Origin of the sequence: Pseudodesulfovibrio pelocollis, from assembly GCF_030282845.1 — a bacterium.
Classification (GTDB): Bacteria; Desulfobacterota; Desulfovibrionia; order Desulfovibrionales; family Desulfovibrionaceae; genus Pseudodesulfovibrio; species Pseudodesulfovibrio pelocollis.
Genome location: NZ_JASTWE010000001.1, coordinates 42,761 through 56,017 on the forward strand (window position 1 = coordinate 42,761; position 13,257 = coordinate 56,017).

The following is a 13,257-nucleotide window of genomic DNA, read 5'->3' on the forward strand; positions in this document are numbered from 1 at the left end:
AAGGCCGCGTGAGCGGCCCCTTGATTGCGGTGTGTGCGCCATGGTCAGAAGCGGATTTCCTCTTCCTTGACCACCCGGAAGGATTTGTTGCCCTTGACCCGGCCCGGCAGTCCCTGGAACTTGCGCACACCCTCGATCTCGGCTTCGAGCAGTTCGTCCTCGTCGGTGTCGAGCAGAATGATGTCGCCTTCCTGGAGGTAGAGCAACTGGCGGCCGCTGATGGTCGTGCGGCCCATGCGCACCACCATTTCCACCGGGGTCTCCATGAGCCGCTCCTTGAAGCGGTTGATCCAGACATGGTCCACCTCCAGCCTCTCGGACTGGAAGGAGGCGTGCAGCTTGGAGCGGATGGGCTCCATGGTGGCGTAGGGCAGGCAGACGACCAGGGAGCCGATGGCGTTCTCAAGCTCCACCTCGAAGGTGATGACGATGACCACGTCCGATGGCGGCACGATGGCCGCGAACTGGGGGTTGACCTCGGTGCGGATCATCTCCACATGCACCTCGTGCACCGGCTTCCAGGATTCCTCCATGTTGGCCAGGGCGATCTTGACCACGCGCTCGACAATGGCCTGCTCAATGGGCGTGAAGTCGCGCCCCTCCACCTTGGGCTGGCTGCCGGCGCCGCCGAAGAAGTTCTCCACCAGGGCGAAGACGAGACGGGAATCCACCACCAGCAGGGCGTTGCCGCGCAGGGGGTCCATCTTGAAGATGGAGATGGAGGTGGGCACCGGCAGCGAGCGCATGAAATCGCCGAACTTGGACATATCGATGGAAATGGGGTTGATGTCCACCCGCTTGCGCATGGTGTTGGCAAGCGCGTTGGTGCACAGCCGAGCAAAGCGGTCGTTGACGATCTCAAGGACGGGCATGCGGCCGCGAATGATCCTGTCCTGGTTGGCCAGGTCAAAGGAAACCACCCCGGAGTCGTCCTCCGGTATCTCCGTCTCTGTCTCGACATCCCCCCCGGAAAGGCCCCGGAGCAGGGCATCCACTTCGTCTTGTTCGAGGATTTTGCTCATCTGGAAAAAGCCTCTTTCATAGGTCGCCTGGGCGGCCCGCTTGCCCCCGGCCGCGCCGGGATTTTGAACATCGTGAAACGATTAGCAAAAAGCGGGCCTGATTCGTCACTATTCCATCGGCCTGTCGCCAGTTTCGCTGTATGCCTCTGTAACATCCGCCCCGGCGGGAAGGCAAGAGCGGGCTGCGGGCAGCCGTCATTTGCCATGAAAAAGTCTATAGATTTTCCAGAGTCGAGCTGCTGAGGATGATGATTCAATGTGAAATCAAGCTTTTGCAGCCAGTTCTGGCTCTGCATGAAGCAGCCCGTGGGCGACCAGACGTCGAATGGGTCGGGCAGGGCGCAGGGCCTTGGGCCGGGTTACTCGGCTGCGAGTTCGGAAAGGGGAACCAGCCTGACCTGGGCATTTTTCCGGGACGACCACTCCCTGAGGGCGGCCAGGGTTTCCGGGTAGGGGTGGCCGATGGCGATGGCCGAGCCCTTCTTGAGGGCCACGTTTTCCGCCTTGCGCAGTTGCAGGGTGATGGCCGACACATCCTTGACGTTGTCCAGAAAGATATCGCGCTCGTAGAAGGGGATGCCGACGTTGCGGGCCGTGGCGCGGGCCACGCTCCGGGACGTGGTCAGGCTGTCGAGAAAGAAGAGGCCGCGTCGCCGCAGTTCGGTCAGGGCAACCTGCATGCCCGGGGCATGGGCGGTGAACCTGGACCCCATGTGGTTGTTGACGCCAATTGCCTCGGGAATGCGGTCGAGATTATCCGACACGCGCTGCCGGATGGCCTCGTCGTTCATGGTGGTGAAGAGGGCGTCCCCGCCCGGATCGTAGGCCGGGTAGCCCATGGGCTCCATGGGAAAATGGACGATGAGGTCGTGCCCAGAAGCGCTGATGAGCCGGACCGAATCGCGGGTCTGGCTGGCATTGGGCCACACGGCCAGGGTCACGGGGAAATCCAGCGCAAGGAGCCCCTTGAGCACGCGAATATCCTCGCCGATGTCGTCGATGACGATGGCCAGGCCCGGGCCGTTGGCCTTGGGCCGCGGCAGGGCCAGCGGAACACTCTCCAGCAGCAGGCGGTGCGAGGTCAGGCCGCTGATGGCGATGGTCGCCTCGGTCTCGCCGACCTCGGCCAGCACGGCTTCGGGCACACGCGTGTCCAGGCGCTCGCGCAGGGTGTCCAGAAAGGAGCGGCGCTCGCTGACCGGGGGAATCTGGAGCACCTGATAGTGATACGTGCGGCCGTCGAGCTTGCGCAGCTCAACATCGAGCAGGTCCAGGCCGGTCATGTCCATGCTGCTTGCACGCATGGCCTCGATGATGGCCAGATCGGCCTGGCGCACCCTGTCTTCCATGCCGCCCGTAGCGCCGCCCGCCGAGTCTTCCTCGTAGACCTTGGGCCGCGGTGAAGGCTGGATGGCACCGACCCGGGTGGACATGACGTCCGGCGGAGTGTCGTCGGTCAGGATGAAATAGCCCAGGGCGAGCAGACCGGCCACGCCGAGGACAAAGAACATCACAAGGGGACCGGGCCGGTACAGTCTCTTCAAGAGGCTGTCCGGACCGGTCCCTTCTTTTCCGGTTTCATCCCTGGTTTCGTCCCTGGATTGGTCGTCCATCGGGAACCGTATCGTCCTTTACTTGATTTCCTTGAGCTTGGGCAGGCTCTTGACCAACTCAAGGGCCATGCGCAACTGGTTGTCGCGCTCAAGCATTTCCTTGACTTCTTTTTCAGCCATGGCCGCACTGCCCTTGGTCTTTTCACCGTTCTCAAGGTGGCGGCTCAGGTCCTGCTCCCTGACGGTGAAGCGATCGCGCATGGCGCGTTCCTCGTCCTTGGGCGGGGCCAGGAAGGCGATCTTCAGGTCGGGCTCAATGCCCATGGCCTGGATGGAGCGGCCACCCGGAGTGTAGTAGAGGGCCGTGGTCAGCTTGATGCCCGAGCCATCGGCCATGGGGATGATGGTCTGGACCGACCCCTTGCCAAAGGAGCGCTCGCCCACGATCAGGGCGCGCTTGTGATCCTGAAGCGCACCGGCCACGATCTCCGAGGCCGAGGCGGAACCGGCGTTGATGAGCACCACCAGCGGCGCCTTGATCTCGTCCGAGGTCTTGGAGGCGAAGAAGTCCTTGCGGCTGGCCTCGTCCTTGCCCTGGATGTAGACGATGGAACCATCGTCGATGAAGGTGTCGGCCACAGAGACCGCTTGGCCGAGCAGGCCGCCGGGATTGTTGCGCAGGTCGAGCACGATGCCCTTGATGGCGTGCTGTTTCTGGTATTGGGCGATCTCGTCGCGCATGTTCTTTGTGGTGGACTCGTGGAACTTGGTCAGGCGCAGGTAGAGGAAGCCGTCTTCCAGCGAGTGGGTCTTGACGCTGGTGATGGGAATGGTGCCACGAACGATGGCCACTTCCTGGGGCTTGTTGGAGTCGCGGTGCAGGATGAGCAGGGTGACGGTGGTGCCCTTTTCGCCCCGGATGCGCTTGACCGCGTCGAGCAGGGTCATGTCCTGGGTTGATTCGCCGTCGATTTCGAGGATCAGGTCTCCGGCGAGGAGCCCGGCCTTGTAGGCAGGGGTGTCCTCAATGGGTGAGACCACGGTCAGCCGTCCCTGCTCAAGGCTGATCTCGATGCCGATACCGCTGAACTTTCCAGAGGTATCCATCTGCATTTCCTTGTAGTCTTCAGGAGACAGGAAGGCGGAATGGGGGTCCAGCTGTTCGATCATGCCCTTGATGGAATTGTCGATGAGTTCCTTGCGGGTGATGGGCTTGACATAATAGCTCTCGACCATGTCGAGAACCTGCGAGAAGCGCTTGAGCGCCTCGAAGTGGTCGTCCTTCCCGGCCATGGTCGGGCCGGGGGCCACCGTGAGGGTGAAGAGAAGAAGAAACGTGACAATCCAGAGCGATATGCGCATGAAGCCTCCCGCTTGACGCGCGACAAAAGCGCGCGTCTGGCATGATTCATTATGGCGACGTTAACCAAACTTTCGGGTTAATTGGTTTTTGGTGAAAACGCAATTCAAAATACAGCCCCGGGCCATCGGCCGCCGGGTAGTAGCCCACCACCCCCAGGGGCTCGTCTTTTTCGACCTCCTGGCCGGTGCTCACGTGCGTGTCTGACAAGTATGCGTACAAACTGTAATAATCGTGCCCGTGGTAGACGATGACCACATGCCCGAACCCGCGAAGGGTGTCGTTGTGCACCACCTTGCCCCAGAAGACGGAGCGCACGGTGTCCGCCTCCTGCGCCCCAAGGCCGAGGCCGCGCACCGGCGGGTTCGCGCCCGGGGCGTAGTCGGCCACGAGGCGACCGCGCACCGGCCAGGGCAGGGTCCGCTTGTAGAGGTCGAACCGCTTGGTCTTCTGGGACTGGAGCTGGTACTTCAGGCTCTCGATGGACGAGAGGATGGCCGTCAGCTCTGTCTCTGCATCCTCGCGCTGCCGGGTGACGGCGCGCAGGTTGCGGCGCAGGGAGTGTTGCCGATCAAGCAGCCGGTCCTTGGTCTCGTTGACCCGGGCAAGCTGCGCCTCGGCCTCCTGCTCAAGGGTCCGTTGACGCTCCAGGTTCCTGGCGATGCGTTCCGCATTGATCCTGGCCTCCTCGAACCGCGCCCGGGTGGCCTCGTAGATGTCGGCCAGCCAGTTTTTGCGGCGGTCGAACTCGGCCCAGCTATCCACCCCTGCAAAGCGCGAGCGCGCTGATTGCAGATGCACCGGCCACAGCGAGCGGATCAGACCGGCCAGCTCGCGCGAGATGCGCTGCTTCTCCTCCTCCAGGGCGTAATGATCCTCACGGGCCGCGCGCTCGGATTGGCGGATGGAGTTCAGTTCCGTTTCCTGGGTTGCGATCCGCTTGAGCAGGTCGGCCATTTCGCGCTCGATGCCCGAGATGCTCGTGGAGAGCTTTCCCGCCTGTTCCGTGAGCTTGCGCACCTCCTGCTCGCGCTGGTCGGCGCGACGATGCTCCTGTTGCAGGCTCTCGTGCAGCGATTGCCCGGCCTCCTCGGCCAGGACCGGTGTCCAGGCGAGGCAGAGGCAGAGCAGGGCATGCAGGAGGCGCGTCATAATGCTCATTGGCCGAGAAAGGGTTGTAACGGACAGGCTGCGCACAGCCCGGCCTGTTTCCGGCACCACTCCTTGCCCGTGCGGACGATGAGGGCGTGGAATTCGTTGTACAGTGCCACATCCTCGGGCAGGGCGTCCATGAAAAGGGCGCGCAGTTCGTGGTAGTCGATGCCTTCAAAGGCCAGCCCGTGGCGGCGCATCAGTCGATGGGTGTAGGCGTCAACAACAAATGTCGGCATTTCAAGAGCATAGAGCAGGATCGAGTCCGCCGTCTCCGGCCCGATGCCGCTGACCGCCAGGACCTTGTCGCGAAGTTCATCCAGTGGATGAGCTTTGAGGGATTCGATCTCGAACTCAGCCTCATCCTTGAGGAAATTGAGAAAGTTGCGCAGCCTGACCGTCTTGAGGTTGTAGTAGCCCGCCGGGCGGATCAACTCGGCCAGCTCTGCCGGGTCCAGGGCGAGCATGGTCCTGGCCGAGAGCAGGTCGCGTACCTTGAGGTTGGCCATGGCCTTTTCCACGTTCCCCCAGTTGGTGTTCTGGGTGAGGATGGCCCCGACCGCGATCTCGAAGGGCGTGTCGCCGGGCCACCATCGGCTGGGGCCCAGCGCGGCGAGCATGGCCTCGTACATGGCAAGTATGGTCGCGGCCCGGCTCATGCCCGCCTGTCGCCTCCCACCTGCTCCCAGACGAGGCAGGCCCATTCGCCCTCGATGGCGATGACCGGTGTGCCGATGCCCCGGCGCTCGTAAGCTTCGGCCACGGCGTCCTGTTGCTCCCCGGCAAGGATGCCCGAGAGGATCAGGCAGCCGCCCGGCCGGACATGGGCCAGGATGTCGCCCGCCATCTCGATGAGCGGCCCGGAGAGGATGTTGGCTACCACGATGTCGAAGGGCAGGCCGGGCTCCAGGCTGTCGATGCTGCCCACGGCCGTGCGCATGGCACCGGCCACGTCGTTGGCCTCGACATTTTCCCGGGCGCAGACGATGGCCTGGGGGTCGATGTCCAGGCCGATGCCGGTGAGTCCGAGCTTGGCCAGGCCAATGCCCAGGATGCCGGAGCCGGTGCCCAGGTCGAGGAAGGTGTCGCCCGGGGCGATGGCGCTCCTGCCGACAAGCTCGCCGATGGTGGTCAGGCAGAGGGAGGTGGTGGGGTGGTGGCCGGTGCCAAAGGCCATCTTGGGCTCGATGACGATGTGGGTGGTGCCGTTCTCCTTGCCGTCCTCCAGCCAGGGCGGCAGGATGGTAAAGGTCCCGCCGCAGTTGACAGGGTTGAAGAAATCCTTCCAGGCCATGGCCCAGTTCTCGGATTCCTGCTCGGACCAGCGCACGCCTGAGCCGGGAAAGCGCGCCTCAAAGGCCCGGACCATCTCCATGGCCAGGGGGTGGTCCTCCAGATAGAGGGTGAAGCGGCGCACGCCTTCGCCCGGGGTTTCCTCCCAACCGTGGGGCACCCGGGCGGCGATGAAGACCCCGGCCTCGTCGGCCGCGTCCTCGGCAATGGTGAATTCGATCTTGAGAAGAGTGGACATGGAAACGCCTCCGGCTGTGAAACATGACGCGGCCGGGAACGCGCGTTCCCGGCCGGATTGTCGTTGCGATGTTGCGGTCATCTAGAACACCTTGTCGATGAACGCGCCTTTTCCGGTGTACTGGAATTGCTGCACCGTGGTCTGCTGGTCCCGGCTCTCCGCCCTGGCTCTGGCCAGGGGGGCCAGGGTCTGCTCGTCGGGCATGGTGCTCTCCGGCTTGCGCAGGGCGGGCGAGAGCATGGCCTTTCGCTCCTCGGCGGCCAGGGGGGCGTATCCGCCCGTGGGGTCGATGGGATCAATGGTGCTCATGCCGTGCTCCTGCCTCAATCTCTACGCGCTCGTCCCGACAGGGTCAAGGCGGGCCGGGACGCGAGGAATCAGGCCGCCGGGTCCACGGTGCCCAGCACCTCGTCCAGGGCGGCCATGAACGCCTCGATGTCCGTCTTTTCGATGGTCAGGGGCGGCACCAGACGCAGGACCGTGCCCTGGGCCAGATTGCAGACCATGCCCCGCTCAAGCAGCCCCTTCCACACGGCCGGGCCGTCGCAGGACAGCTCGATGCCAAAGAGCAGGCCAAGGCCGCGCGTCCCCACGATCTTGCCCGGGTGTTTGACCATGAGCCCCTCGGCCCGGGCACGGGCAAAGGCGCCCATCTCAAGGGCGCGTTCGGCCATTTTTTCCTGGACCATGATGTCCACGACCCTGGCGGCCACGGCCGAGACGACCCCGCCGCCGCCAAAAGTGGTGGCGTGGGAGCCGGGCGTGAACCCTTTGGCCACCTCGTCGGAGCAGAGGACCGCGCCCATGGGCAGGCCGTTGGCCAAGGCCTTGGCCGAGGTGAAGATGTCCGGGACCAGGCCGTAATGCTGGTGCGCCCAGAAGCGGCCGGTGCGGCACATGCCGGTCTGGACCTCGTCCACGATGAGCAGCAGGCCGTTCTCCCGGCACAGGGCCGCGATGTCGGCCGCGTAGTCCGAAGGCAGGGGACGCACACCGCCCTCACCCTGGACCATCTCGATCATGATGGCCGCCGTGTTGGCACCGATGGCTCCCCGCAGGGCGTTGACATTGCCAAAGGGTACGGTGACAAACCCCTCGGGCAGCGGATCGTAGCCGTCCTTGATGGGACCGCTCTGCCCGGTGGCGGTCAGGGTGGATAACGTGCGGCCGTGAAAGGATTTTTCCAGGGTGATGATCTCGTGGCGGTCCTCGTTCCTGACCCGGTGCATGTAGCGGCGGGCGAGCTTGATGGCCCCCTCGTTGGCCTCGGCCCCGGAGTTGCAAAAGAATACCTTGCCCGCCGCGCAGGTGGCCAGCAGCTTTTCGGCCAGATCAAGCTGCGGTTCCTGGTAGAAGAGATTGCTGACATGGACCAGCGTGCGGGCCTGCTCGGCCATGACGTCGGCCAGATCCTCGCGGCTGTGGCCCAGGCTGCACACGGCGATGCCCGAGAGAAAGTCGAGGTATTCCCGGCCGTCCAGATCGTACAGCCTGCTCCCCTGGGCCTTGGACACGGCCAGCGGATACCGGCCGTAGGTGTTGCACAGAAGCGATTGTTCTCTTTTGACTATGGCGTCGAATTTATTGCTCATTGTATTGCTCTTTGGCGATTAGAGTTTCCCTGTGGACCCGAAGCCCCCGGCCCCGCGATCCGTTGCGCCCAGTTCGCCGACCGCATTGATGACGGCCTGGAACACGGGCATGAACACCAGCTGGGCGATGCGCTGTCCGCGCCTGATTCGTCGGACCTCGCCCGAGGTGTTGAGCAGGGAGACCTTGATCTCGCCACGATAATCTGGGTCGATGACGCCCACCCCCTGGCTGACGGTCAGCCCGTCCTTGGTGCCAAGACCGCTGCGAGAGAATACGTACGCGGCTACGCTCGGCTCGCGGATCTCGATGGCCAGCCCGGCGGGAATGGTCTTCTTCTCGCCGGGGCCGAAGACAAGCTCGTTCTCGTCGATGCAGGCCCTGAGGTCCAGCCCTGCGGAGAATTCCGTGGCGTAGGCAAGGTCGTGCTCTTTCCAGACGGAGTGCGAGAATGTGACGTTGACATCGATTTTCTTCATGGCTGTCGGTCCTTGCGCGGTCCTTGAGTTTTGATGCGTTGTTTATTGGGCCGAATCCGCCCGGCTGTCAATTGTGGAAACAAAAGGGAGCGCCGGGCTGTCATGCTCCGGCGCTCCTGTTGTGTCATCAATGGCAACAGATCAGCACAGGCCGTCCCAGCAGAGGTCGAGGTGTTTGCTCTCCATGCGTCGGGTGGCCAGGCTGACGCCCACGGCCAGGGCCATGGACACGGGCAGGGCGACCACATTGGGGTCCACCCACTGCATCAACCACAGCCACGAGCCCTGTTCGCCGCCAGCGGCCAGGGAAGACTGGCCGGTCAGGGCCTGGCACAGGCCGATGGCCGCCGACTCCTGAAGATGGACAAAGAGCAGCCAGAACATGGAGGCCGCGAACCCGCCGACCATGGAGACCTTGGCCGCAATCTTGGTCATGCCCTTCCAGTACAGGCCGAGCAGGTAGATGGGCAGGAACGAGGCCGCGCAAAGGCCGAAGAAGAAGGCCGTGGCCCGGGCGATGATGTTGCCCGGCAGCACCCAGGCCCAGACCAGGGTGGCAAAGACCGCGATGATCACGCCCAGTTGGTTCAGCTTCATCGACGAGCCCCCGTTGCCGATGCTCACGTGCTGCTCGAGGAAGTCGCGGGCCAGGGACGTGCCGCTCACATGGTACTGCGAACTCATGGTGGACATGGCCGCCGCGAACATGGCCACCAGGAACAGCCCCGAGAACCAGCCGGGCATGATCCTATCGATGTACATGGGAATGATCCGGTCGAAGTTGCCGCCCGCCGTGGTGATGGCGATCTCGCCGAACCTCTCGTAAAAGACCACGTTTGACAGGGCGCCGACCACAAAGGCCACGCCGGTCAGCAGCAGGATGAAGATGCCGCCGATGGCCACGGCCCGGTTCAGTTCGCGGTCCGAGGGCACGGTCATGTAGCGCACGGCCAGCTGGGGCTGGGCCAGCACGCCAAGGCCCACGCCGTAGACCAGTGTCGTGTAAATGGTCAGGCCGATGGGTGACTTGATGTCCGGCCCCTGGGTCCAGCCGTTCATGCCGCCCGCCGTGAGCTTTTCGGGCACCAGGGCGGCCATGTCGGTCAGGGCCTGATGGGCGTCGCCCACCCCGCCGAGCAGGGTGTAGGTGGTGACGATGAGGATGAGCATCATCACGGCCATGATGCTGCCCTGGAAGGCATCGGTGTACATGACCGCCCGCAGGCCGCCGGTGACGACGTACATGGCCACTAGCGCGGTGACCACGAGCAGCCACGCGCCATAGCTGACCATGGGGAAGGCCACTTCGAGCATGCGGCAGATGCCGATGAGCACGGCTGCGGCGTAGACGGGCATGAACAGGAAGATGAGCACGCCCGAGAACTGCTGGATGAATTTGGAGCGGTAGCGCCTGCCGAGCAGTTCGGGGAAGGTCTGGCAGTTGAGGGCCAGCCCCATGCGCCGGGTGCGCTTGCCGAACACCACCATGGCCAGGAAGACGCCCACGAAGATGGTCAGGAAGGTCAGCCAGAGCATGGACATGCCGAACATTCCCGACACGCCGCCAAACCCGATGATGGCCGAGGTGGAGACAAAGGTGGCCCCGTAGGACATGGCCAGCACAAAGGGGCTCATCTGGCGCCCGGCAAGCATGTAGTCGGTGGGTTTTCTGGTGACCTTCCACGCCTTGTAGCCAAGATAGAAGATGCCGACGAGGTAGACGAGGATGCCGAGGATCTTGCCTTCCACTTATGCATCCTCCTCAGGCACGGCCTTGCCCGGTTCCGCGCCCTTGTTGTTCCAGTTCACAATTCCGTAAACGACGCACAATACCGCCGATCCAATGCTCAGCCAGAAGGCCAGGGCTATCTCGACGCTGCCAAGTCCCATCATCATGCCCGATCGCTCCTCGTGTTGCGCGCCCCGGTCCGGTCGGCGGAACCATAAAGAAAAGGGCCGCCGGCTGTATGCCCGCGGCCCTCGTTGTGTCTGTAAATCCTTTTAGTGACTACTCGCACACCCCAAGACCGCTGGCGCTTCTAAAAAAGCGAAAGCCAAAAAAGAAAAAGAAGCCAAAGCGGTTGTGGTGGGAGTTCATGGGCTGGTCTCTACACAAAGCAGCCCTCCGTGTCAAGGGCGGATTTCAGTCCAGTGAGACAATATCATTGCCTTCTTCGTCATGAGGCCCATTACTGTATATAATATTGAGCAGAGGAGGGAGGAGGGCGATGAGGTGGTCCGAAAACGACAAATATGTAGCATGGGCCACCGAATCCTGACCCAATCGACCAGCGCGACAGAGATGAGGCCAGGCCTTAGCCCGCTGGCGCCAAGACGGAACGTCATCGAAACCCCCTCGCCAGGAGTGAAATTGACAAGATTATCTCTTTATATTTCAAGCAATTAAAACTTTTCTTGACAGCTTTGGTCCAGTTGTGCTTTTGTTGCTCCCCTTGCAATTCAGGTTTTTGCCCGAATTGTGAAAAGCCAGAAACGGTGCCGCCGTCATTCGGTGCAAACGATGACTTTTTTGGCAACCAAACGCAAAGAGGATACCCGCCTTGCTGTTTCAACCCGTCAACAAGAACTACCATGAGTTTTGCATTGATCGCGATCCGGACCTGTGCATCAGCTGCAAGGTCTGTGTGCGTCAATGTTCCTACCAGGCCCATTTCTTTGACGAGGCCCGGCAGAAGGTCGTGCACGACAACACCAAGTGCATCGGCTGCCACCGGTGCGAGGCGCTGTGTCCCACCGCCGCGTTGAACATACGCAACAAGCCCTCGGATTTCAGGACCAACAAGCTGTGGCGGCCGGTCTTTCTCCAGAACATCTACAAGCAGGCGGACACCGGCGGCGTGCTGCTGGCGGGCATGGGTTCGCCCGTGGACATTCCGGTCTACTGGGACCGCATGCTCCTCGACGCCAGCCAGGTGACCAACCCGTCCATCGACCCCCTACGCGAGCCCATGGAGCTCAAGACCTTCCTCGGGGCCAAGCCCAGGAAGATTTCTGTTGAAAATGACAAAAACGGTAAACCGTCCCTGAAGACGAAGCTGTCGCCACAGATCGAGCTTGAAGTGCCCATCATGTTCGCGGCCATGAGCTTCGGGGCCATCAATTTCAACTTGCATCAGGCCATGGCCCGGGCGGCCACGGAAACGGGCGTGGTCTACAACACCGGCGAGGGCGGGCTGCACAAGTCCCTGTACAAGTACGGCAGGAACACCATCGTCCAGGTGGCCTCGGGCCGCTTCGGCGTCCACCTTGACTACCTCAAGGCGGGTGTCGGCATCGAAATCAAGGTAGGGCAGGGGGCCAAGCCCGGCATTGGCGGCCATCTGCCCGGCGAAAAGATCAACGACAAGGTCTCGGAGACGCGCATGGTGCCCATCGGGTCCGACGCCATCTCCCCGGCCCCGCATCACGACATCTATTCCATCGAGGACCTGCTCCAGCTCATCTTCGCCCTCAAGGAGGCCTCGGAGTACAAGGTGCCTGTGGCGGTCAAGATCGCGGCGGTGCACAACGTGGCCGCCATCGCCTCGGGCATCGTCCGGGCGGGCGCGGACATCGTGACCATCGACGGCATGCGCGGCGGCACGGGCGCGGCCCCGGCCATGATCCGCGACAACGTGGGCATTCCCATCGAACTGGCCCTGGCCCAGGTGGATCAGCGCCTGCGCGACGAAGGCATCCGCAATCAGGCGTCCATCGTGGCCGCGGGCGGTATCCGCTGCTCGGCCGACGTGGTCAAGGCCATCGCCCTGGGCGCGGACGCCGTGTACATCGGCACCGCCACCCTCATCGCCGTGGGCTGCACCATCTGCGGCCGCTGCTACACGGGCAAGTGTCCCTGGGGCATCGCCACCAACGATCCCAAGCTCTCCAAGCGGCAAAATCCGGACATCGCGGCCAAGAAGCTCACCAACCTGATCCACGCCTGGGGCCACGAGATCGAGGAGATGCTCGGCGGCATGGGGCTCAATTCCATCGAGAGCCTGCGCGGCAACCGTGACAAGCTGCGCGGGGTGGGCCTGTCCGACACCGAACTCGACATCCTCGGCATCAAGCACGCCGGGCGCTAGACGGAGCAAGCCATGAAAAGAGTCTACCCGGACAAGGAATACTGTATCGGCTGCCACCTCTGCGAGCTGGCCTGCATCACCGCCCATTCCGCAAGCAAGGACCTGATCATCGCCTACCGCGACGAGCGCGCGGCCAGCGGGCTTTCGCCCTGCAAGCGCGTCTTCGAGAAGGGCGACACCTGCGTGGCCATCAGCTGCCGCCACTGCGACGAGCCTTCCTGCGTGGCGGCCTGCATCTCGGGCGGGCTGCACAAGGACCCGGAGACCGGGCGCACCGTGTACGACCGCGACAAGTGCGTGGGCTGCTGGTCCTGCCTCATGGCCTGTCCCTACGGGGCCATTCGCAGGCACCCCATCGAGAACAAGATCGTCAAGTGCGACCTGTGCGAGGGCAGGGCTGAAGGCCCGGCCTGCGTCCAGGCCTGCCCCAACGCGGCGCTCAAGTACGAAGAACGCTAGCCCGACGACAGCAACCCGCGAGG

General features: G+C 63.2%; 14 protein-coding genes. 2 read left to right on the forward strand and 12 right to left on the reverse strand.

The genetic code is table 11. The features are described 5' to 3' along the window. Positions 1 to 44 precede the first annotated feature (44 nt). From fliM to QQS14_RS00300, 12 genes are all read right to left on the reverse strand, one after another. A complete protein-coding gene (gene fliM / locus QQS14_RS00245; RefSeq protein WP_155934845.1) occupies positions 45 to 1,022 on the reverse strand; it encodes a flagellar motor switch protein FliM in 978 nt (325 codons plus the stop codon). Next, entirely contained in the window at positions 1,019 to 1,318 is a 300-nt protein-coding gene (locus QQS14_RS00250) for a hypothetical protein (protein ID WP_285904872.1), read from the reverse strand. Before QQS14_RS00250 ends, fliM begins: the two co-directional genes overlap by 4 nt. A gap of 63 nt (positions 1,319 to 1,381) precedes the next feature. Beyond that, positions 1,382 to 2,566, reverse strand: coding sequence for a divergent polysaccharide deacetylase family protein (locus QQS14_RS00255; protein WP_285904873.1), 1,185 nt, complete (start codon positions 2,564 to 2,566; stop codon positions 1,382 to 1,384). 87 nt (positions 2,567 to 2,653) lie between these two features. Continuing rightward, positions 2,654 to 3,937, reverse strand: a complete 1,284-nt coding sequence (locus tag QQS14_RS00260; protein WP_285904874.1) for a S41 family peptidase — start codon at positions 3,935 to 3,937, stop codon at positions 2,654 to 2,656. A 49-nt stretch (positions 3,938 to 3,986) separates the two neighbouring features. Beyond that, on the reverse strand, positions 3,987 to 5,087 hold the full coding sequence (locus tag QQS14_RS00265) for a murein hydrolase activator EnvC family protein (RefSeq protein WP_285904875.1): 1,101 nt from the start codon (positions 5,085 to 5,087) through the stop codon (positions 3,987 to 3,989). A 5-nt stretch (positions 5,088 to 5,092) separates the two neighbouring features. Next, positions 5,093 to 5,746, reverse strand: a complete 654-nt coding sequence (locus QQS14_RS00270; protein ID WP_285904876.1) for an endonuclease III domain-containing protein — start codon at positions 5,744 to 5,746, stop codon at positions 5,093 to 5,095. Then, entirely contained in the window at positions 5,743 to 6,618 is an 876-nt protein-coding gene (locus tag QQS14_RS00275; protein WP_285904877.1) for a 50S ribosomal protein L11 methyltransferase, read from the reverse strand. Before QQS14_RS00275 ends, QQS14_RS00270 begins: the two co-directional genes overlap by 4 nt. An 81-nt stretch (positions 6,619 to 6,699) precedes the next feature. Next, positions 6,700 to 6,927, reverse strand: coding sequence for a hypothetical protein (locus QQS14_RS00280; protein WP_285904878.1), 228 nt, complete (start codon positions 6,925 to 6,927; stop codon positions 6,700 to 6,702). A gap of 68 nt (positions 6,928 to 6,995) precedes the next feature. After that, positions 6,996 to 8,210, reverse strand: a complete 1,215-nt coding sequence (locus QQS14_RS00285) for an aspartate aminotransferase family protein (RefSeq protein ID WP_285904879.1) — start codon at positions 8,208 to 8,210, stop codon at positions 6,996 to 6,998. Between the two features lie 18 nt (positions 8,211 to 8,228). Further along, positions 8,229 to 8,687: a dUTP diphosphatase gene (dut, locus tag QQS14_RS00290; RefSeq protein ID WP_285904880.1), complete on the reverse strand. Its 459-nt coding sequence runs from the start codon at positions 8,685 to 8,687 to the stop codon at positions 8,229 to 8,231. Positions 8,688 to 8,828: 141 nt separating this feature from the next. Further along, positions 8,829 to 10,436, reverse strand: coding sequence for a sodium:solute symporter family protein (locus tag QQS14_RS00295; RefSeq protein ID WP_285904881.1), 1,608 nt, complete (start codon positions 10,434 to 10,436; stop codon positions 8,829 to 8,831). Then, complete coding sequence (locus QQS14_RS00300; protein ID WP_285904882.1) at positions 10,437 to 10,583, reverse strand: symporter small accessory protein; 147 nt, start codon at positions 10,581 to 10,583, stop codon at positions 10,437 to 10,439. A gap of 668 nt (positions 10,584 to 11,251) precedes the next feature. Between QQS14_RS00300 and QQS14_RS00305 the strand changes: the two genes are divergently transcribed. After that, a complete protein-coding gene (locus QQS14_RS00305) occupies positions 11,252 to 12,775 on the forward strand; it encodes a glutamate synthase-related protein (RefSeq protein ID WP_425607901.1) in 1,524 nt (507 codons plus the stop codon). A gap of 12 nt (positions 12,776 to 12,787) precedes the next feature. Next, positions 12,788 to 13,234 carry a 4Fe-4S dicluster domain-containing protein gene (locus QQS14_RS00310; RefSeq protein ID WP_285904884.1) on the forward strand — a complete coding sequence of 149 codons (447 nt, stop codon included), beginning with the start codon at positions 12,788 to 12,790 and terminating at the stop codon, positions 13,232 to 13,234. Positions 13,235 to 13,257 lie beyond the last annotated feature (23 nt).